Consider the following 18,332-nt stretch of genomic DNA (forward strand, 5'->3'; position numbering starts at 1 on the left):
CGATGGCTGATCGCCGGCCGGGCGTCCTTCGCAGTGAATTCGTGCGGCGGAAAGCGACGATAACGGCCTCCTCCTCGACGGATAGCACCGTCGATCTCGGCTCTTTCGGGCCAGTCGGAAGGTTCGCAACAGAGGACCGCTTCCGCCATTTGGCGATGGCCTTCTGATCGATCCCGTAACGCTTCGAAAGCGTTCTCGGGTTCTCTTGACTATGATCCATCGGAGACAGGTGCGGCAAGCCGATTGTAGCGCAACGCGCCCAGGAAAGTCCGGGCGCGCCAATGGGCAATGCGGGGCGAAGCCGCGCAGGCGTTTACCCTCCGACCCCAGCCCCGAAGCGGCGCCAGCCGCCAGGGATTCATTGATTTGGCCGAGCGTATAGGAGCGCCGGCCATTCTGGGAAAGCTCCGGCTGCGGCCCCTTTGCCATCCAGCGAAAGCTGGCGAAGATAGCCGTCGGAAACGCCGATCATCTGAGCGGCTTCGCCAGAGTGTGCGCAGCGTCTTCTGCGAAAGCGGCGGAAACAGCTTGTCGCGCAGCAGCTTCAATTGCCGCGAAAGCTGGTTCGCATGCCGCTCGATCCGCACATCTGTCGTCGATACGCTAATGTTGTCCAAAACACCCAATCCTTTTCGATGCGCTTTTCTGTCAACTTAGCGTCAAAAAGCGTATCGAAAACGACACGATTCGGGATTTGCGGCAACAATAGGGGCCGGGGCCTCATCGTCGGCCCAGTTGGCCGCGGCCAACTCCCCACCTGCCCTTGCGGTGGTCCGGCTTTTTCGGCAAGACCGGCAGATATCATCGGAGTATCGGCGTGAAGCACATCCATATCATCGGCATCGGCACGGGCAACCCGGAGCACGTCACCATACAGGCAATCAATGCGATGAACGCCGCCGACTTGATCTTCCTGCCGCTCAAGGGCGCGGCCAAGGAAGAGCTTGCCGAGGTCCGCCGCGAGATCTGCGAGCGATATATCACACGGCCGGGGATCCGGATCTCAGAATTCGCAGTACCGCAGCGACAGACGGCCGACAGAAGCTACGCGCAAAGCGTCGACGCCTGGCATGGCGAGATCGCCCATATCTATGCAGAATTGATCGCCGGCCTGTCCGAGGATGGCAGCGGCGCCTTTCTGGTCTGGGGTGATCCCAGTCTCTACGACAGCACGATCCGCATCATCGAACGGGTGCGGCAGCAAGCCGACCTGGATTTCGATTACAGTGTCGTTCCCGGCATCACCAGCATCCAGGCCCTGGCGGCCAGCCATAAAATCCCGATCAATCTCGTCGGCAAGCCGATCGAAATTACCACCGGACGTCGGCTGGCGCGGGAGGGGCTCCAGGTGTCGACGACGGTCGTCATGCTCGACGGCGAACAGGCTTTTGCCAAGATTGACGACCCAGATGCCGAGATTTTCTGGGGCGCCTATCTCGGTACAGAGGACGAGATCGTTCGATCAGGACGGCTCGGCGATGTCGCGGCCGATATCCTGACACTCAGGAGCGAGGCCCGGCAACGGCATGGCTGGATCATGGATATCTATCTCCTGCGCAAGGGACGGGATTTCGAGGAATAGCCGGCCGACCGTTTCCATCATGTTTTGCCGCGTCTGCCGCGATCATGTAAGACACGGACAGAGGATTAAGAATGGGCATAGAGACCGCCAAGGCGATCGACAGAACGGACGGCCGTGATCGCGCGGCGGCGAAGAGGCGGGCGCGCGGCGCCTGCCCCGCCCTTGCCGCGCCGATGCCGACGGGTGATGGCCTGCTCGTGCGGCTGCGGCCGGCCGGCGGCGCGTTGACGCTCTCGCAATTCTCCGCTCTTGCTCACTCAGCTGCAGCGCATGGAAATGGTATTCTCGAGATCACCGCGCGCGGCAATCTGCAGATCCGCGGGCTGCGGGCCGAGACGGTCGGACAGCTCGCTTCCGATATCGATGCCGCCGAGATCACCGTGCCTGACGGGCCGGCGATCGAGATCTCGCCGCTGCATGGCATCGACCCGGAGGAGGCGAGCGATCCGGCCGCAATGGAACTGGCCCTGCGCAGCAAGCTTCAGGAACTGCTCGCCTCGCCGCGGCTTGCGCCGAAACTGTCGATCGTCATCGACGGCGGTGGAACCTTCGGCTTGTCGGCGCTTTCCGCCGATATTCGTGTCCTCGCGCTATCCCAAGCGCGTTGGCTTGTCGCCATCAACGGCGATGGTGCGACCGCAACGCCGGTCGCGGTCGGCACTGCGGAGGCGGCCGTCTCGGCCGTTGGCGAAATCCTGGTTCTGCTGGCAATGCTCGGGCAGGGCAGTCGGGCACGGGATATCGATCCGGTGCTTCTGCAAACACATTTTCCTACCGTGGCCGCTGTCCGATCCACTCAGCCGTGCTCGGCAAGGATGCCGCTGCCGGGCCTGCATAGGCTGGCGGATGGCAAAGCCGTACTCGGCGTGCGGCCGGAATTCGGGCAGACGAGAGCGTCCGACCTGACCGCGCTGCTCGATCTCGCCAAGGCCTCCGGCGCAACGGCCATCCGGCTGGCGCCGGGTCGCGGTTTCTTCTTCCTCGGCCTGTCTGCAGAGAAAGTGCCGGCGATCGAGGCCGCGGCCGCCCAATATGGCTTCAGCGCGCAACCCGGCAAGAAAGCCGAGCATATCGCCGCCTGCGCCGGCGCCGGCGCCTGCGGCTCCGGCTTCTACGAGACACGAACGCTGGCCCGCCGCATCCTGGCTGCCGCACCCGACCTGTTCGACGGGTCGCTGACGCTGCATCTCTCCGGCTGTGCCAAAGGCTGCGCACATGCGCGCCAAGCGCTGACCCTGACCGGGACGGTTGAAGGTTACGATCTCATCCTCAACGGGTTGGCAATGGATCAGCCGGATGAACGGATCGCTGGCGGACGGATCGATTTCGCTATAGAGAGGCTCGCCCGCTCCATCGAAGATAACAGAGGCGCTGGCGAATCGACCGCCGCCTGCCTTACACGGCTTGGCGCAACCGGCCTTTCGAAGGCGCTGCGACAGGAATAGGAATGCCAGACTACGATTATATCCGCAGCGGCGACGCGATCTACGAGCGCTCCTTTGCGATCATCCGCGCCGAGGCCGATCTTTCGCGCTTCACCGAAGATCAGGCCGAGATCGCCGTGCGCATGATCCATGCCTGCGGGCTGGTCGAAGCGGCGGACGATTTTGTCTTTTCCGCCGATGTCGTCAGCGCGGCGCGCGAAGCGCTGAAAGGTGGGGCGCCGATCTTCTGCGACGCGGAAATGGTCGCTCAGGGCGTTACCAGGGCACGGCTACCGGCGATGAACGAGGTGATCTGCACGTTGCGCGATCCCGCCACGCCGGAGCTTGCGGTTAAGACCGGCAACACGCGCTCGGCGGCCGCCATGCATCTGTGGCTCGACCGGCTCGGCGGAAGCATCGTCGCGATCGGCAATGCGCCGACGGCGCTGTTCCACCTGCTCGAACTCTTGCGCGATGGCGCCCCGAAACCCGCTGCCATCCTCGGCATGCCCGTTGGTTTTGTCGGCGCGGCGGAATCGAAGGATGCGCTGGCGGAAAATTCCTATGGCGTCCCCTTTGCCATCGTGCGCGGCCGGCTCGGCGGCAGCGCCATGACGGCGGCCGCCATCAATGCGCTGGCGAGGCCGGGCCTATGACAAGGCAAGGCCGCCTGATCGGCGTCGGCACGGGTCCCGGCGACCCGGAGCTCCTGACCCTTAAAGCCGTCCGAGCCATCAAAGATGCCGACGTCATTGCTTACTTCGCCAAAGAGGGCAGGGGCGGCAACGGCAAGGCGATCGTCGAGCCGCTGCTGAACTCCGGCGTGACGCTGCTGCCGCTCTATTATCCCGTCACCACCGAAATCGACAAGAACGACGAGCGTTACCGTAGCCTGATCACCCTGTTCTATGACCGGTCCGCCGAGGCAATCGCCGGACATCTCGATGCCGGGCAAACCGTCGCCGTGCTCAGCGAAGGCGATCCGCTCTTCTACGGCTCCTACATGCACCTGCATGTCAGACTTTCCCAGCGCTACCCGACGGAAGTGATCCCCGGCATCAGCGCCATGTCGGGCTGCTGGTCATTGGCCGGCATGCCGATCGTCCAGGGAGATGATGTGCTTTCCGTACTGCCCGGTACGATGGCCGAGGCCGAGCTGACGCGCCGCCTGGCCGATACGCAGGCCGCCGTCATCATGAAGGTCGGCCGCAATCTGCCGAAAATCCGCCGGGCGCTGGAAACTGCCGGACGACTCGGTGAAGCCGTCTATGTCGAACGCGGCACCATGGCGAATGCGGCCATGGCAAAGCTTGCCGACAGGGCAGATGGCGATGCGCCGTATTTTTCGCTCGTCTTGGTGCCGGGCTGGGAGGGCAGCCGATGAGCGGCGCGCTTTTCGTGATCGGCACCGGTCCCGGCAATCCCGAACAGATGACGCCGGAAGCGTTGGCCGCCGTCGATGCGGCGACGGATTTCTTCGGTTATGGACCCTATCTCGACCGGCTGCAGCTCCGCCACGATCAGCTGCGCCACGCCTCGGACAATCGCGAAGAGCTCGACAGGGCAGGGGCGGCCCTTTCGATGGCAGCGGGGGGCGCCAAGGTCTGCGTCGTCTCCGGCGGCGACCCCGGTGTCTTCGCCATGGCTGCCGCTGTCTGCGAGGCGATCGAGAATGGGCCAGCAGCCTGGCGCGCGGTCGATCTCACTATCCTGCCCGGCATCACGGCGATGCTGGCGGTGGCGGCAAGAGCCGGGGCACCGCTCGGCCACGATTTCTGCGCCATCTCGCTGTCCGACAATTTAAAACCTTGGAGTATAATAGAAAACCGCCTCGAATTGGCGGCAAGGGCCGGCTTGGTCATCGCCCTTTATAATCCGATCAGCCGGGCGCGGCCCTGGCAGCTCGGCGAGGCCTTCAAGCTGTTGCGCGAGCATCTGCCGGCAACGACACCGGTTATTTTCGGGCGCGCGGCCGGGCGGCCGGACGAACGTATCGCCGTACAGCCGCTGTCCCAGGCTGATGCCTCGATGGCCGATATGGCGACCTGCATCATCATCGGCTCGGCCGAAACGCGGATCGTCACGCGGCCCGGCAAGCCGGATCTCGTCTACACCCCGCGTTTCATGGCGGAGGGGAAGAGGTGACCGACCGCCGCCAGCGCCGCCTCGACAGTTTCGACCGTCTTGACCATGGACGCTTGCGCACGCGTGACCATCATCACCTCGATGCCGAGCAGGCGGGCTGCCTCGATCTTCGCATAGGTGGCGCCGCCGCCGCTGTTCTTGGCAATGATGACATCGATATGGTGCTGTCTCAGCAGAGCCAATTCGCCTTCCAGCGTGAACGGACCACGATCGAGGATATAATCGACATTCACGAGCGCAAGCGGCGGCTCGACGGGGTCGACGCTGCGAACGAGATAGCGATGCTGCGCTGCCGCTTCGGCATAATGCGCACCCTGCCGGCCCGTTGCCAGGAAAACATGGCGGGGGGAGGGGCCAAGCGCCTCAATGGCTGCCGGAATGCTCCGCACGTCCCGCCAATTGTCGCCCGGCAGGCGCTGCCATTCAGGACGACGCAGAGCGATCGCGGTTATGCCGGTGGCCTCGGCAGCATGAGCGGCATTGGCGGAGATGCGCTCGGCGAAGGGATGCGTGGCGTCGATCAGCAGATCATATCCGCCCCCGTTCAGGAAATCGGCCAGCGCCGCAGCGCCGCCGAAACCACCGATGCGAACCGGAACCGGCTGCGCAGCCGGTTTTTCGGTACGACCGGCCAGCGACAGAAGAATATCGCAATCGTCACGCGCGGCGAGCGCTTCGGCCAGCAGGCGCGCCTCGCTCGTGCCGCCGAGGATCAGAATGCGAGGCCGTCCCATGTCTGATCTCTCTCCTCCCGGCAATCAGCCCTGGCTGACTATTATCGGTATCGGGGAAGATGGTCCAGAAGGGCTGGGCGAGGAGGCGAAAAGGCTGATCGCCAGCGCACCGGCCGTCTTTGGCGGCGCACGGCATCATGCGCTTGCGGCGCAGCTGATATCAGGTGAGAGGTTTTCCTGGCAGAGCCCATTCGCGCGCTCGATCGAGGCCATCCTTGCAAGGCGCGGCACGCCGGTCGTCGTGCTCGCCTCCGGCGATCCGTTTCTCCATGGCGTCGGCGCAACGCTCTCCCGCCATTTGGCGGTGGAAGAGATGCGCACCATACCGGCGCCGTCGGCCTTCAGCCTTGCCGCCTCGCGGCTTGGCTGGTCGCTGCAGGACATCGCGACGATTTCGCTGCATGGTCGGCCGATCGACCTGATCCGGCCGCATCTGCACCCTGGGCGGCGGATCATCGTGCTGACGTCGGACGAGAACGGGCCTCGCGCGCTGGCAAACCTGCTTACCGCCGATGGTTTCGGTCAGTCACAGCTTACCGTTCTCGAGGCGCTGGGCGGCTCGCGGGAACGGCGCAGAAGCGCGATCGCGGCGGATTTCGATCTTGCGGACATCGATCCCCTCAATGTCTGCGCCCTCATTGTCACGGCAGGGGAGGGCGCGCGCATTCTGCCTTTCGTCGCCGGGCTCGAGGACGAACTGTTCGAGCATGACGGACAAATCACCAAACGCGAAATCCGGGCAATGACGCTGTCGGCGCTCGCGCCGCGGCACGGTCAACTGCTTTGGGATATCGGCGCGGGTTCGGGATCGATCGGCATCGAATGGATGCTTGCCGGTCAGTCGCTGAAGACGATTGCCATCGAGCAATCGCCGGAGCGGGCGGCGCGGATCGCCCGCAACGCATCCGCCTTCGGCGTGCCACATCTCGCCGTCGTCGAAGGCGCAGCACCCGGCGCGCTTGTGGGCCTGCCGGAACCGGATGCGATCTTCCTCGGCGGCGGCGGCAGCGAGGCTGGCGTCATCGATGCCGCGATTGCGGCGCTGAAGCGGGGAGGGCGGCTCGTCGCCAATGCCGTGACGCTGGAGATGGAAGCCGTGCTGCTCTGCGAACATGCAAAGCGCGGCGGCTCGCTCACGCGCATCGAAATAGCGCGCGCCGGCGCCTTAGGCGGCATGAGCGGCTGGCGGCCGGCCATGCCGGTGACGCAGTGGCGCTGGACGAAAGGATGACGGAATGACGGTGCATTTCATCGGCGCGGGGCCAGGGGCTGCGGATCTGATCACGGTGCGTGGCCGCGATCTCATCGCCCGGTGCCCGGTCTGTCTCTATGCCGGTTCGATCGTCTCTCCAGACCTGCTGCAATATTGCCCGCCGGGCGCGCGTATCGTCGATACCGCGCCGATGTCACTCGACGAGATTGAGGCGGAATATCTCGCCGCCGCGACTGCCGGGCAGGATGTCGCAAGGCTGCATTCCGGCGATCTCTCGGTGTGGAGTGCGGTGGCCGAGCAGGTGCGCCGGCTACAAAAACACGGCATCGCCTATACGATGACGCCGGGTGTTCCGGCCTTTGCCGCCGCTGCCTCCGTGCTCGGCCGCGAACTGACGATCCCGGCCGTGGCCCAGAGCCTGGTGCTCACCCGCGTTTCCGGCCGCGCCTCGCCGATGCCGAATGACGAGACGCTGGCGAAATTCGGCGCCACCGGCGCCACGCTGGCGATCCATCTGGCAATCCATGCGCTGAAGCAGGTGGTGGCGGAATTGACGCCGCTCTACGGCGCCGACTGCCCGGTCGCGATCGTGGTCAAGGCCTCCTGGCCGGACGAGCGCGTGCTGCGGGGAATACTCCGCGATATCGAGGCAAAGGTTGCGGCCGAGCCGATCGAACGCACGGCGATCATCTTCGTCGGCCCATCGCTTGCGGCAGAGGATTTTCGCGAGAGCTCGCTCTACGACCCCGCCTATCAGCGCCGGTTCAGGGGCCGCGAATAGGGTGATGCGGTTGGCCGCTCGCCCGCGGCCGACCGCATCGACAATCGTGGCGACGCTTCATGACAGCGCCGCAGGTCTTTGCAGTCTCAAACTCGTGCAGTGAGATAATCCATGCTGGCCCGTAGCGCTGCAGCAGGGTCCTTGACGGCATGAACTTCGGCTGCGAAGGGCTCGAAGGAGAACGGACCCTTGTAGCCCGCCTGCAGCAGCGCCTTGATCTGCCCGGCATTGTCGAGCCGGTCGTCGCCGTCGACGAGGACCCGGTGGGAATCGCGCATATCGGCCACGGAAACAGCGGGGTCACTGACGCCGGAAATGTGCACGAGCCCGGCAAGCTCCGGGAAGGTCACGGCTTCGCCGGCAAGGTGATGGTGGAATGTGTCGTGAACGAGCTTGAAGGTCGATTGCGCGCCGAGTTCCTTGATCGCTTCGACCGCCTCGGTCTTCGAGCGCAGCGAGCAGATCTCGAAACCGAGCGGCTCGACGAGGCCGATAATGCCGGCTTTATCGAGCATCGGCTTCAACGCCGTCAGGGACTGGCGCAGATTGGCCTGCCTTTCGCCATCGGCGCAGCCGGTGCCGTCGTTCTTCGGAACGAGGACGAGCGCCTTGGCGCCGCAGGCGCTGGCATAGTCGATCAGTTCCTGCGCTTCGGCAGCCGGGACTGCATTCCATTCGTTGAAGCGCTGCAGCGCATTGATCGAGATGATCGTCAGCCCGTGGCTCTCGGCGGCTTGCTTGATCGCCTCGGGTTTGGTGCCGTCGAGAATGGCGTTGCCGGAAAGGTCGTTGCGGATCTCGACCTCTCCGATGCCGAGCGACTTTGCCAGCGCGAAGAAATCATCGATGGCAAGCGACGGCGCGGCCATATGGTTGAGGGCAAAGCGGATGGAAGTCATGACGGATATATCCTCCTCGTCTCCGCATCCCGGCGGAGCAATCCTGTGAATGGGCGTGCGAATCTCTATCGGAATTCGTGCGGCAATCCATCCGCCATCGCCTGCTCCCGCTTTCATTGCTGAAAGAATTTCGAGGGCGATGATGGAATTCCATCACTCCTCAGATGTTTTCTGAAATGTAGATGTCGAATGGCAGGAAGGACTGGCCAGGAATGGCGGCCTCGCCGATGGCGCCGAGCATCAGTGACACTAGCTCCTTGCAAAGGGCGGGCAGGGGGGTTGCGATCACCATCGTGACGATATCGTCGGCGAGACCGGCCTTGCTGTCCGGTGTCAGTTCGTTGACCACCAGCGCGATCCGGCCGCCGACACCCTCTTCACGGAATGCCGAGATCGCCCCCTCCATGCCGCCGCCGCAGACATAGAGGCCGACGAGGTCGGAATGCTTCTGCAGAAGCGTCAGCGTCGCCTCGTGGGTGATTTCTGCGGTTTCGAGATTGATCAGCGTGTCGACGACGTCGAATTCCGGCGCATTCTCGCGAAAATAGGAACGGAAGCCAATCTCCCTGAGTTCATGGCCGTGAAAGCGGTGACTGCCGACGAAACAGGCAACCTTGCCGGGTTTGTGCGCCGTGCGGGCGATCGTCCAAGCAGCGGTTCGCCCGACCTTGCGGTTGTTGACGCCGACATAGGCGTCGCGCACGCCCGTGGCGAGATCGGAGAGCACCGAGAACACCGGGATGCCCCGCTCCTTCAACTCCTCGACCGCCGTCGTCACCGCGGGATAGTCCGGCCCGACGACGGCAACCGCCTGGTTCCGGGCGGCAAAGCCTTTGATCTTCTCGATGATGGCGGCTGGGGTGGCCGCTGAGGGATAATCGATCTGGATCTGCAGGCGGGCGGTGGTCACGTTGCGCGCCGCTGCCTCGATTTCGCGAGCGAAGGCCTGATAGAAGGGCTGCATCGGCTTCTGCAGCAGGAAGGCCAGCCTGTATTGCGGCAGATCCTCGAAGACACGCTGCCGGATGAGGCCGACGGCATGGTAGCCGATCGCCTGGGCCGCGTCATAAACCCGCCGCGCCGTTTCCTCCCGCACGCGGTGGCGGCCGTTGAGAACCCGGTCGACGGTGGCAACACTGACGCCCGAGGCGCGGGCGAGATCGGAGATGGTGGGACGGCGCATGAACGTTCCTGATAGATTCGATCACGAATGCAAGCTACTTATGATGGCTTTTGATAGATTGTATCAAGCCTGCATTGAGGGCCCGCCAAAGTCAACCTATTCTGATCGGCAAGGGCAACGGGAGGCAGATAATGGCGACCCAGGCAAAGAAACGCGACTACGACCTGCTCGGCGAAAGCGGCCGCACCGCCGTCGAGACGGGGCTGGCGGCAGCGCAATGGTACCACACCGATATTCCGCGCAAGGAGATGAAGGCGCTGATGCAGCGCTCGGATGCGCCGGCGATCCGTGACACGGTCATCTGGCTCGGCAGCATGGCCGTTCTTGCCGGGCTCGGCATCTATTTCTGGGGTTCGTGGATCGCCGTGCCCTTCTTCCTCGCCTATGGCGTGCTCTACGGCTCGGCCTCCGACAGCCGCTGGCACGAATGCGGTCACGGCACCGCTTTCAAGACTCGCTGGATGAACGACGTCGTCTACCAGATCGCCTGCTTCATGATCATGCGCAATCCGGTGACCTGGCGCTGGAGCCATGCGCGCCATCACACCGATACCGTCATCGTCGGCCGCGATCCGGAAATCGCTGTGATGCGGCCACCGGACCTCCTCCGGCTGATTCTCAATTTCTTCGGCATCCTCGACGTCTGGCATGCGATGATCGACATGCTGCGCAACGCCTTCGGTGTCATCAGCGCGGCCGAGAAAACCTTCATTCCCGAAATGGAACAGCCCAAAGCGATCCGCATCGCCCGCATCTGGCTGGCGATCTATCTTGCGACCGTCGCCGTTGCAGTCGCCACGGGCACGATCTTGCCGCTGATGCTGATCGGCCTGCCGCGTCTCTACGGCGCCTGGCATCATGTGCTGACCGGGCTCCTGCAGCATGGCGGGCTTGCCGACAACGTCATCGATCACCGACTGAACAGCCGCACCGTCTATATGAACCCCATCAGCCGTTTCATCTACTGGAACATGAATTACCACGTCGAACATCACATGTTCCCGATGGTGCCCTACCACGCCCTGCCGAAGCTGCACGCGATGATCAAGCACGACCTGCCGGCGCCGAACCGATCGATCTGGTCGGGCTACCGTGAGATGATTCCGGCTTTCCTGCGGCAGCTGCGCAACGAGGATTATTTCCTGAAGCGGGAACTGCCGGCCACCGCGCGGCCCTACCGCGAGGAATTCCACAGCGAACTCGCCCCGGCGGCGCAATAATGACAATCGACGGAGGTTAAAGATGAGCGGAAACTGGATCGAAGTCTGCGGCAAGGACGAGATCGACGAAGAGGATGTCATCCGCTTCGATCATGGCGGGCGCACCTTTGCGGTCTACCGCAGCCCCGACGACGAGTTCTTCGCGACCGACGGGCTCTGCACGCATGAACATATCCATCTCGCCGACGGCTTGGTGATGGATGAGATCATCGAATGTCCGAAACATAACGGCCGCTTCAACTACAAGACGGGCGAAGCCAAGGGTGCGCCGGTCTGCGTCAATCTCAGGACCTATCGGGTCAAGGTCGAAGGCGACACCGTCTTCATCGCGGTGTGAGGGAGGCTGATGTGGCTCATATCGTCATCCTCGGTGCGGGCGAATGCGGTGCCCGCGCCGCCTTCGCTCTGCGAGAAAAAGGTTTTGCCGGCGAGCTAACGCTTGTTGGCGCCGAACCCATTCACCCTTATGAACGACCGCCGCTTTCCAAGACCGCTGCCGCCGATGCCGGCGATCCGAAATTCATCGCCGCTGCGGAAAAATACGTCGAAAGCGGCATCCGGCTGCTAACCGGTCTTGAAGCCAGGGATTTCGATCCTGCCTCCCGGACCGTCATGCTTTCGGATGGCACCACGCTCTCCTACGACAAGCTTCTGCTGGCGACGGGCGCGGCCGCGCGATCGCTCCCGGGCGCCCCGGAAGGCAATCCGCATATTCGTTCGCTTCGCACCCATGATGATGCTGCCGCGCTGCGCGACTCAATGAAGCCAGGGCGGCATATCGCCATTATCGGCGGCGGCTTCATTGGGCTGGAACTTGCCGCGACGGCGCGCCTGCTTGGCGCCGACGCCACGGTTATCGAGGGGCTGGAGCGAGTGCTGAAACGCGGCGTGCCCGAGGAGATCGCCCATCTGCTCACCGAACGCCACCGCGCCGAAGGTGTCGATATCCGCTGCGGCGTCTCGATCGAGAGATTGACCGAGGAAAGCGGGAAGGCCGTCGTCAAACTATCGACGGGCGAGGTGGTAGAGGCCGACCTCGCCCTCGTCGGCATCGGCGCGCGGCCGAATGTCGAGATCGCTGAAAGGGCGGGGCTTACGATCGAAAACGGCATTGCCGTCGACACCTATCTCCGGACCTCGGCGCCTGATGTCTTTGCCGCCGGCGACTGCTGCTCCTTTCCGCTGCCAATCTATGGCGGCCGGCGGGTAAGGCTTGAATCCTGGCGCAATGCCCAGGAGCAGGGCACACTGGCCGCAGCCAACATGCTCGGCCGCGACGAAGCCGTTTCATCCGTGCCGTGGTTCTGGTCTGACCAATACGACATGACGCTGCAGATAGCAGGCCTCGCCGAAGGGGCGGTCCTGCATCTGCGCCGCGACCTCGGGCCAGACGCCTTCATTCTCTTCCACCTCGGCGCCGATGGACGGTTGATCGCCGCAAGCGGCATCGGACCGGGCAATGCCGTGGCGCGCGACATCAGACTTGCTGAAATGTTGATCGCGGCTGGCGCCCAGCCAGACCCGGCTGCGCTGACATCAAGCAACGTCAAGCTGAAATCCCTTCTGGCCGCCTGAGCCCCCGATATTTTCAAAGGAATTGATGATGAAAAAACATAAGCGTGCAACCGTTGCCGACCTGCTCGCGGAAAAGGGCAAGCGCCAGCTCACCATGCTGCGGGTCACCTCGCTCGAGGAGGCCGAAGCCGCCGAAAGGGCCGGGATCGACATCGTCTCGGTACCACCGTCGCTGCTCGGTCCGGTCTTTCGCGAAATCGCCCCCACGCCCTTTGCGATTCCGGGCCTCGAATATGGCGATCATGTCTCGGCCGAAGACTATCTGCGCGCCGCTTTCGCGGCGCTGAAGGTCGGCGGCGATGCCGTCTATTGCGCTGCGAGCCTGCAGACGATCCGGCGCCTGCGCGACGAGGGCATCCCGGTCTGCGGCCATCTTGGGCTGATCCCATCGAAAGCCACCTGGACGGGCGGCTTCCGCGCCGTCGGCAAGACGGCGGCGAGCGCGGCCGAGATCTGGCGACAGACCAAGGCGCTGGAAGAGGCCGGCGCCTTCGCCGCCGAAATCGAAGTCGTGCCGGGGGATGTCGCGGCCGTCATCAGCAGCAACACCTCGATGCTGATGATCTCGATGGGGGCAGGCAGCGGCTGCGACGCCCAATATCTCTTCGCCGACGACGTGCTCGGCGCCAATCGCGACCATTATCCGCGCCATGCCAAGGTCTACCGCAACTTCGCCGCCGAACATGACCGGCTGCAACGCGAACGCATCGCCGCCTTCACCGAATTCGCCGAGGACGTCAGGACCGGCGCCTATCCGGAAAAGCGTCATTGCGTCGGTATCGACGAGGCCGAACTGAAGATTTTCCTCGACCGACTGGCTGGCGAGACGGGCAAACGCTGACGCTCACCCGACGGCTACACTTCTCGTGGCGAGAGAAGGGGAAAGTTCGATTGGCTTCCGTCACCGCCTATGGCAGGAATGATTCGTTCGAATCATTCGGAACGGAGTATTCGGTCCCCTGTGACGATCGGCTTTGCGCATGCGGAACTGATTGCAGTGCTCGTCGCGGTGACGGGGGACGAGCCGCGCGTCATGACCATCCGGTCCGGCAACGCGCTGCCGTCGGGTCCGTTCGAGATGGGCCATCGAACCCTGCAATCGGGCCTGCGCGAATGGGTGCAGGAGCAGACGGAGCATCCGGTCGGCTATCTCGAGCAACTCTATACCTTCGCCGACAGAGACCGGAACAACGAGATTCTGGGCGGGCGGACGATCTCGATCAGCTATCTCGGCCTCGTCAACGAGCAGGCGGGCGCCGGCCGGCCGGGATGGCACGGCTGGTACGCCTATTTTCCCTGGGAAGACCATCGGCAGGGCCGGCCGGCCGTGCTGGACGAGATCGTGGCACGCCTCAAAACCTGGGCGGATGCCGATCCGGCCCGGCGCGACCTTCGCCATCGGCGCGCCGACTTCACCTTCGGCCTCGACGGCGGCGGCTGGAACGAGGATCTGGCCTTGCAGCGCTACGAACTGCTGTATGAAGCCGGACTTGTGGCCGAAGCCGGATGCGGGGTGGAAGCCAATCTTGGGCGAGCGATGTTTTCCGATCACCGCCGCATTCTGGCGACCGGGATCGCCAGGCTGCGCGCCAAAATCAAATACCGCCCCGTCGTCTTCGAACTGATGCCGGACAGTTTTACGCTTCTGCAGCTGCAGCGCACGATCGAGGCCCTGGCGGGGCTGACGCTGCACAAGCAGAATTTCCGCCGCCTCATCGAACAGCAGGAATTGGTCGAGGAAACCGGCCGAACGGAAAGCGAAACCGGCGGCCGGCCGGCCAAGCTCTTCCGCTTCCGCCACACGGTGCTCGAAGAACGGGCGCTCGCAGGAACGAAATTACCGCTCTCCCGCAATTGACATATGCTCACAGCGAGAATATGTCATTGTCCATGATATGCTCAAATGGAGCATAATTAGGAGCCGGTCATGAATCACCCAGTTTCCGCATCATCGCTCTACAACCGCGTCAGCCGCGTCATTCCCAAAGCCGAATGGATGTCGTTCGAGGACGACGTCAACGCTATCCTCGCTCTCAAGCGCCGCCGCAATGCCGTCATTCTCGCCCACAACTACCAGACACCCGAGATCTTTCACGGTGTGGCGGACATCGTCGGCGACAGCCTGGCGCTCGCCCGCAAGGCGGTCGAGGTCGATGCCGATGTCATTGTGCTGGCCGGCGTGCATTTCATGGCCGAGACCGCCAAGCTTCTCAATCCTGAAAAAACGGTACTGATCCCCGATCTCGGCGCTGGCTGTTCACTGGCAGATTCGATCACGCCTGAGGATATCGCGCTGCTGCGCCAGGCCCATCCCGGCGTCCCCGTCATCACCTATGTCAATACCTCGGCCGCGGTGAAGGCCGCCTCCGACATCTGCTGCACTTCGGGCAATGCCAAACAGGTGGTGGAGTCGCTCGGCGTGCCGAAGGTGCTGATGATCCCCGACGAATATCTCGCCCGCAACGTCGCCCGCGAGACCGACGTCGAGATCATCGCCTGGCATGGACATTGCGAAGTGCACGAACTCTTCACCGCTGACGATGTCCGCCAGCTGCGTGAAAATCATCCCGGCGTGACGGTTCTCGCCCATCCGGAATGCCCGCCCGACGTGGTGGCGGAGGCCGATTTCGCCGGGTCAACCGCTGTCATGTCGGAATATGTCGGCAGGCAGAAGCCGGCGCGCGTGGTGCTGCTGACAGAATGCTCGATGAGCGACAACGTCGCCGTGCACCATCCCGACGTCGAGTTCATTCGTCCCTGCAATCTCTGCCCGCATATGAAGCGGATCACGCTCGCCAATATCCGCGCGGCGCTTGAGGAAAACCGCCATGAAGTGACGGTCGATCCGGCAATCGCCGCAGCGGCGCGGCGCGCCGTCGAAAGGATGCTGGCGATATGAGCGAACGTCTCGATCATCTTGCCGGGCGCACCGTCATTGTCGGCAGCGGCCTGGCTGGGCTGATGACCGCGCTGACGCTGGCGCCGGAACCCTCCGTCATCGTTACCCGCGCTGCCCTCGGCACGCAGACCTCGAGCGCCTGGGCGCAAGGCGGCATCGCCGCCGCCATCGGCGCCGACGACAGCGCGGCGCTGCACCTGGCCGATACGCTTGCGGCCGGCGACGGGCTCTGCGATCGGCCCGTCGCGGCCGGCATCATTGCCGGGGCGCCGTCGGCAATTGCAGCGCTGGAACAGGCCGGCGTGCGCTTCGACCGCAATGCGGCGGGAGAGTTCTCGCTCGGACTGGAGGCGGCCCATAAACGCCGCCGCATCGTCCATGCCGAAGGCGACGGATCGGGTGCGGCAATCATCGCCGCCCTGGTGCGGGCCGTGGCGCAGACGCCCACCATATCCGTGCTCGAAGGCTTCGAAGCGCGGCGGATTCTGATGGACGGCGACGAGGTCGCCGGCCTGCTCTGCGCGACCGCGGGTGGAGCCGCCATCCTGCCGACCGGAAAGGTGGTGCTCGCCACCGGCGGCATCGGCGGTCTTTATGATGCGACCACCAATCCGCTCGGCAATTTCGGCCAGGGGATCGCGCTCGCGGCACGGGCAGGTGCCGATCTCGCCGACATGGAATTCGTCCAGTTCCATCCGACGGCGCTCGATTCACGCCGCAGGCCCCTAGCGCTGGTCAGCGAGGCGGTGCGCGGCGAGGGGGCCCTCCTCGTCAACGAACGCGGCGAACGGTTCATGGCCCGCATCCCCGGCGCCGAGCTTGCGCCGCGCGATGTGGTGGCGCGCGCCATCAGCGCCGAGATCGCCCGCGGCGGCAGGGTCTTCCTCGACGCTCGCGACGCGCTCGGCAGCCGGTTCGCCGCACGCTTCCCTGTTATCGCAGCCCTTTGCGGCGAAGCCGGAATCGACCCGGCGAAAGACCTCATTCCGGTGCGCCCGGCCGTTCACTACCACATGGGCGGGGTCGCGACCGATGCCAACGGCCGCAGCTCGGTTCCCGGCCTCTGGGTTGCCGGGGAAGCAGCCTCGACCGGCCTGCACGGCGCAAACCGGCTGGCCAGCAATTCACTGCTGGAAGCGGCGGTGATGGGCATGCGGGCGGCGCGCGACATAGCGGACATGGCGGCACGCACCGGCAGTCCTTTCCAATCCGAAAGGCTGCCGGTTTCGCCCGACGCATCGCTTGTCCGGCCGATCGTCTCGCGCCATCTCGGCGTGCTGCGCAATCGGGATGCCGTGCAGGACGCGACCGCCGCTCTGCTGCCGCTTGCCGAAAGTGACGGCCCTGCCGCCGATCCGGCCATCGTTGCGCTGTTGATCGCCGTCTTCGCCGGCCTGCGGATGGAATCGCGCGGCGCCCATGCCCGCACTGATTTTCCGCTGAAGCTCGCCGATGCGCAGCGTCGCCGGATGCGCCTTTCCCAGGCGTTGGAGATCGCCCGCGCAACACCGCCCTATGCCCTTGCCAGGAGTGCCTGAGATGAGCCTCGTTCCCCTTCCGCGCCTGATCGTCGAGCCGCTGGTGCGGGCGGCCCTGCTCGAAGATCTCGGCCTCGCCGGCGACATCACTTCGGCATCTGTCATCCCCAAGGATCACCGCTCGACAGTGGTGATGGCCGCCCGTCAGCCGGGCGTGATCGCCGGTCTCGACGCGGCCGAACTCGCTTTCACGCTCGTCGATCCCGAGATCGTCCTGCGACGCCATGTCGAGGATGGCGACGCGGTCAAACCAGGCGACGTAATCGCCACCATAGAAGGTCCGTCGCGCGGCCTGCTCACCGCCGAGCGAACCGCGCTGAATTTCCTCGGCCATCTCTCCGGCATCGCCACCGTGACGGCCGAGATTGCCGCCGCCATCAGCGGCAGCAAAGCTTCTGTTGCCTGCACGCGCAAGACGACGCCGGGGCTGAGGGCGCTGGAGAAATATGCGGTGCGGGCCGGCGGCGGCATGAACCACCGTTTCGCCCTTTATGACGCGGTGCTGATCAAGGACAATCACGTGGCGATCGCCGGCGGCGTTGCCGAGGCGATCCGCCGGGCCCGGGCCGACGTCGGCCATCTCGTGAAGGTCGAGGTCGAAGTGGACAGGCTCGATCAGCTGCATGAAGCGATGGAAACAGGCGTCGATGCCGTCCTGCTCGACAATATGACGCCGGATCAGCTGCGCGAGGCCGTCGCCATCGTCGCCGGTCGGGCGATCACCGAGGCATCCGGCCGGGTGACGCCGGCAACAGCCGCCGCAATCGCAGCCGCCGGTGTCGACTTTATTTCCGTCGGCTGGCTGACGCACAGTGCGCCGGTGCTGGATATCGGCCTCGATTTCATCGAGGCGGCCGCGACGGAAACAAGCCCGAAACGGGTTGCGCAGATGCTGTGAGATCCTCAACTCTGCCTGCTGAAATTGCCGGCCATCGAGCCTCGCCCGGCTGAAATAATGGAAGGCAATTCGTATCGCCTGGAAAGTGTTGGCAAGCATTTCCTGTCGGCCAACGCGAAAAAATGCAGATATTCGACGAAAAATCCGCTTTTCCATAGCAAAGCCGCTATGCGCGGACCGCATATAGCTCTAACATCGTATAGCTCTAACATACGGTTGACCGGCGGGTGCGCATGCGCGC

The 18,332-nt window shown here is 64.1% G+C and carries 18 protein-coding genes and 2 pseudogenes; 15 read left to right on the forward strand and 5 right to left on the reverse strand.

Annotated features, from left to right (window positions below; genetic code table 11):
• Positions 1-43: 43 nt before the first annotated feature.
• Together PYR71_RS24270 and PYR71_RS24280 are read right to left on the reverse strand one after the other, a co-directional pair.
• Positions 44-220 (reverse strand): annotated as a pseudogene (locus PYR71_RS24270) (IS481 family transposase); the annotation flags it as partial.
• Positions 221-357: 137 nt separating this feature from the next.
• Positions 358-617, reverse strand: a pseudogene (locus PYR71_RS24280) (plasmid partitioning protein RepA); the annotation flags it as partial.
• Positions 618-817: 200 nt separating this feature from the next.
• Between PYR71_RS24280 and cobF the strand changes: the two are divergent.
• The 5 genes from cobF to PYR71_RS24305 all read left to right on the forward strand — a co-directional run bounded on the left by cobF (position 818) and on the right by PYR71_RS24305 (position 5,151).
• Positions 818-1,582, forward strand: coding sequence for a precorrin-6A synthase (deacetylating) (cobF, locus tag PYR71_RS24285; protein ID WP_275621153.1), 765 nt, complete (start codon positions 818-820; stop codon positions 1,580-1,582).
• Positions 1,583-1,653: 71 nt separating this feature from the next.
• The gene (cobG, locus tag PYR71_RS24290; RefSeq protein ID WP_275621154.1) at positions 1,654-3,027 is read left to right on the forward strand and encodes a precorrin-3B synthase; all 1,374 of its coding nucleotides are present in this window, start codon (positions 1,654-1,656) and stop codon (positions 3,025-3,027) included.
• A gap of 2 nt (positions 3,028-3,029) precedes the next feature.
• On the forward strand, positions 3,030-3,662 hold the full coding sequence (locus PYR71_RS24295) for a precorrin-8X methylmutase (protein WP_275621155.1): 633 nt from the start codon (positions 3,030-3,032) through the stop codon (positions 3,660-3,662).
• Entirely contained in the window at positions 3,659-4,390 is a 732-nt protein-coding gene (locus PYR71_RS24300) for a precorrin-2 C(20)-methyltransferase (protein WP_275621156.1), read from the forward strand. Before PYR71_RS24295 ends, PYR71_RS24300 begins: the two co-directional genes overlap by 4 nt.
• Complete coding sequence (locus PYR71_RS24305; protein WP_275621157.1) at positions 4,387-5,151, forward strand: precorrin-3B C(17)-methyltransferase; 765 nt, start codon at positions 4,387-4,389, stop codon at positions 5,149-5,151. Before PYR71_RS24300 ends, PYR71_RS24305 begins: the two co-directional genes overlap by 4 nt.
• On the opposite strand, the gene PYR71_RS24310 is transcribed toward PYR71_RS24305, so the two are convergent.
• A complete protein-coding gene (locus PYR71_RS24310) occupies positions 5,115-5,885 on the reverse strand; it encodes a cobalt-precorrin-6A reductase (RefSeq protein WP_275621158.1) in 771 nt (256 codons plus the stop codon). The two genes, PYR71_RS24305 and PYR71_RS24310, sit on opposite strands and share 37 nt — an antisense overlap.
• On the opposite strand from PYR71_RS24310, the gene cbiE reads away from it, so the two are divergent.
• Complete coding sequence (gene cbiE, locus PYR71_RS24315; protein WP_275621159.1) at positions 5,884-7,116, forward strand: precorrin-6y C5,15-methyltransferase (decarboxylating) subunit CbiE; 1,233 nt, start codon at positions 5,884-5,886, stop codon at positions 7,114-7,116. The genes PYR71_RS24310 and cbiE overlap by 2 nt on opposite strands.
• A 4-nt stretch (positions 7,117-7,120) precedes the next feature.
• Positions 7,121-7,879 (forward strand): precorrin-4 C(11)-methyltransferase, encoded by a 759-nt coding sequence (gene cobM, locus PYR71_RS24320; protein WP_275621160.1) that lies wholly within the window; start codon positions 7,121-7,123, stop codon positions 7,877-7,879.
• Between the two features lie 86 nt (positions 7,880-7,965).
• On the opposite strand, the gene PYR71_RS24325 is transcribed toward cobM, so the two are convergent.
• Both PYR71_RS24325 and PYR71_RS24330 read right to left on the reverse strand, forming a co-directional pair.
• Positions 7,966-8,778, reverse strand: a complete 813-nt coding sequence (locus tag PYR71_RS24325) for a TIM barrel protein (RefSeq protein WP_275621161.1) — start codon at positions 8,776-8,778, stop codon at positions 7,966-7,968.
• 160 nt (positions 8,779-8,938) lie between these two features.
• Positions 8,939-9,961, reverse strand: a complete 1,023-nt coding sequence (locus PYR71_RS24330) for a LacI family DNA-binding transcriptional regulator (RefSeq protein ID WP_275621162.1) — start codon at positions 9,959-9,961, stop codon at positions 8,939-8,941.
• 131 nt (positions 9,962-10,092) lie between these two features.
• Between PYR71_RS24330 and PYR71_RS24335 the strand changes: the two genes are divergently transcribed.
• The 8 genes from PYR71_RS24335 (at position 10,093) to nadC (ending at position 18,091) form a co-directional block, all read left to right on the forward strand.
• Positions 10,093-11,181, forward strand: coding sequence for a fatty acid desaturase family protein (locus PYR71_RS24335; RefSeq protein WP_275621163.1), 1,089 nt, complete (start codon positions 10,093-10,095; stop codon positions 11,179-11,181).
• A gap of 22 nt (positions 11,182-11,203) precedes the next feature.
• The gene (locus PYR71_RS24340; RefSeq protein WP_275621164.1) at positions 11,204-11,518 is read left to right on the forward strand and encodes a MocE family 2Fe-2S type ferredoxin; all 315 of its coding nucleotides are present in this window, start codon (positions 11,204-11,206) and stop codon (positions 11,516-11,518) included.
• 11 nt (positions 11,519-11,529) lie between these two features.
• A complete protein-coding gene (locus PYR71_RS24345; protein WP_275621165.1) occupies positions 11,530-12,756 on the forward strand; it encodes an NAD(P)/FAD-dependent oxidoreductase in 1,227 nt (408 codons plus the stop codon).
• A gap of 25 nt (positions 12,757-12,781) precedes the next feature.
• Positions 12,782-13,597: a 3-methyl-2-oxobutanoate hydroxymethyltransferase gene (locus tag PYR71_RS24350; protein ID WP_275621166.1), complete on the forward strand. Its 816-nt coding sequence runs from the start codon at positions 12,782-12,784 to the stop codon at positions 13,595-13,597.
• 69 nt (positions 13,598-13,666) lie between these two features.
• Positions 13,667-14,614, forward strand: coding sequence for an NUDIX hydrolase (locus tag PYR71_RS24355; RefSeq protein ID WP_275621167.1), 948 nt, complete (start codon positions 13,667-13,669; stop codon positions 14,612-14,614).
• Positions 14,615-14,683: 69 nt separating this feature from the next.
• Positions 14,684-15,655: a quinolinate synthase NadA gene (nadA, locus tag PYR71_RS24360; RefSeq protein WP_275621168.1), complete on the forward strand. Its 972-nt coding sequence runs from the start codon at positions 14,684-14,686 to the stop codon at positions 15,653-15,655.
• Positions 15,652-17,193: an L-aspartate oxidase gene (locus tag PYR71_RS24365; protein WP_275621169.1), complete on the forward strand. Its 1,542-nt coding sequence runs from the start codon at positions 15,652-15,654 to the stop codon at positions 17,191-17,193. The genes nadA and PYR71_RS24365 overlap by 4 nt, the downstream gene beginning before the upstream one ends.
• Positions 17,171-18,091, forward strand: a complete 921-nt coding sequence (gene nadC, locus PYR71_RS24370; protein ID WP_275621170.1) for a carboxylating nicotinate-nucleotide diphosphorylase — start codon at positions 17,171-17,173, stop codon at positions 18,089-18,091. Before PYR71_RS24365 ends, nadC begins: the two co-directional genes overlap by 23 nt.
• The last annotated feature ends 241 nt before the right edge of the window (positions 18,092-18,332 follow it).

The organism is Rhizobium mulingense, assembly GCF_029194105.1.
Classification (GTDB): domain Bacteria; phylum Pseudomonadota; class Alphaproteobacteria; order Rhizobiales; family Rhizobiaceae; genus Rhizobium; species Rhizobium mulingense.

Excerpts from the sequence above, each read along its gene's own strand:
- cobG (WP_275621154.1), top strand. The coding sequence starts at position 1,654 with ATGGGCATAGAGACCGCCAAGGCGATCGACAGAACGGACGGCCGTGAT.
- PYR71_RS24295 (WP_275621155.1), top strand. The coding sequence starts at position 3,030 with ATGCCAGACTACGATTATATCCGCAGCGGCGACGCGATCTACGAGCGC.
- PYR71_RS24300 (WP_275621156.1), top strand. The coding sequence starts at position 3,659 with ATGACAAGGCAAGGCCGCCTGATCGGCGTCGGCACGGGTCCCGGCGAC.
- PYR71_RS24305 (WP_275621157.1), top strand. The coding sequence starts at position 4,387 with ATGAGCGGCGCGCTTTTCGTGATCGGCACCGGTCCCGGCAATCCCGAA.
- cbiE (WP_275621159.1), top strand. The coding sequence starts at position 5,884 with ATGTCTGATCTCTCTCCTCCCGGCAATCAGCCCTGGCTGACTATTATC.
- PYR71_RS24310 (WP_275621158.1), bottom strand. The coding sequence starts at position 5,885 with ATGGGACGGCCTCGCATTCTGATCCTCGGCGGCACGAGCGAGGCGCGC.
- cobM (WP_275621160.1), top strand. The coding sequence starts at position 7,121 with ATGACGGTGCATTTCATCGGCGCGGGGCCAGGGGCTGCGGATCTGATC.
- PYR71_RS24325 (WP_275621161.1), bottom strand. The coding sequence starts at position 8,778 with ATGACTTCCATCCGCTTTGCCCTCAACCATATGGCCGCGCCGTCGCTT.
- PYR71_RS24330 (WP_275621162.1), bottom strand. The coding sequence starts at position 9,961 with ATGCGCCGTCCCACCATCTCCGATCTCGCCCGCGCCTCGGGCGTCAGT.
- PYR71_RS24335 (WP_275621163.1), top strand. The coding sequence starts at position 10,093 with ATGGCGACCCAGGCAAAGAAACGCGACTACGACCTGCTCGGCGAAAGC.
- PYR71_RS24340 (WP_275621164.1), top strand. The coding sequence starts at position 11,204 with ATGAGCGGAAACTGGATCGAAGTCTGCGGCAAGGACGAGATCGACGAA.
- PYR71_RS24350 (WP_275621166.1), top strand. The coding sequence starts at position 12,782 with ATGATGAAAAAACATAAGCGTGCAACCGTTGCCGACCTGCTCGCGGAA.
- PYR71_RS24355 (WP_275621167.1), top strand. The coding sequence starts at position 13,667 with ATGGCAGGAATGATTCGTTCGAATCATTCGGAACGGAGTATTCGGTCC.
- nadA (WP_275621168.1), top strand. The coding sequence starts at position 14,684 with ATGAATCACCCAGTTTCCGCATCATCGCTCTACAACCGCGTCAGCCGC.
- PYR71_RS24365 (WP_275621169.1), top strand. The coding sequence starts at position 15,652 with ATGAGCGAACGTCTCGATCATCTTGCCGGGCGCACCGTCATTGTCGGC.
- nadC (WP_275621170.1), top strand. The coding sequence starts at position 17,171 with ATGCCCTTGCCAGGAGTGCCTGAGATGAGCCTCGTTCCCCTTCCGCGC.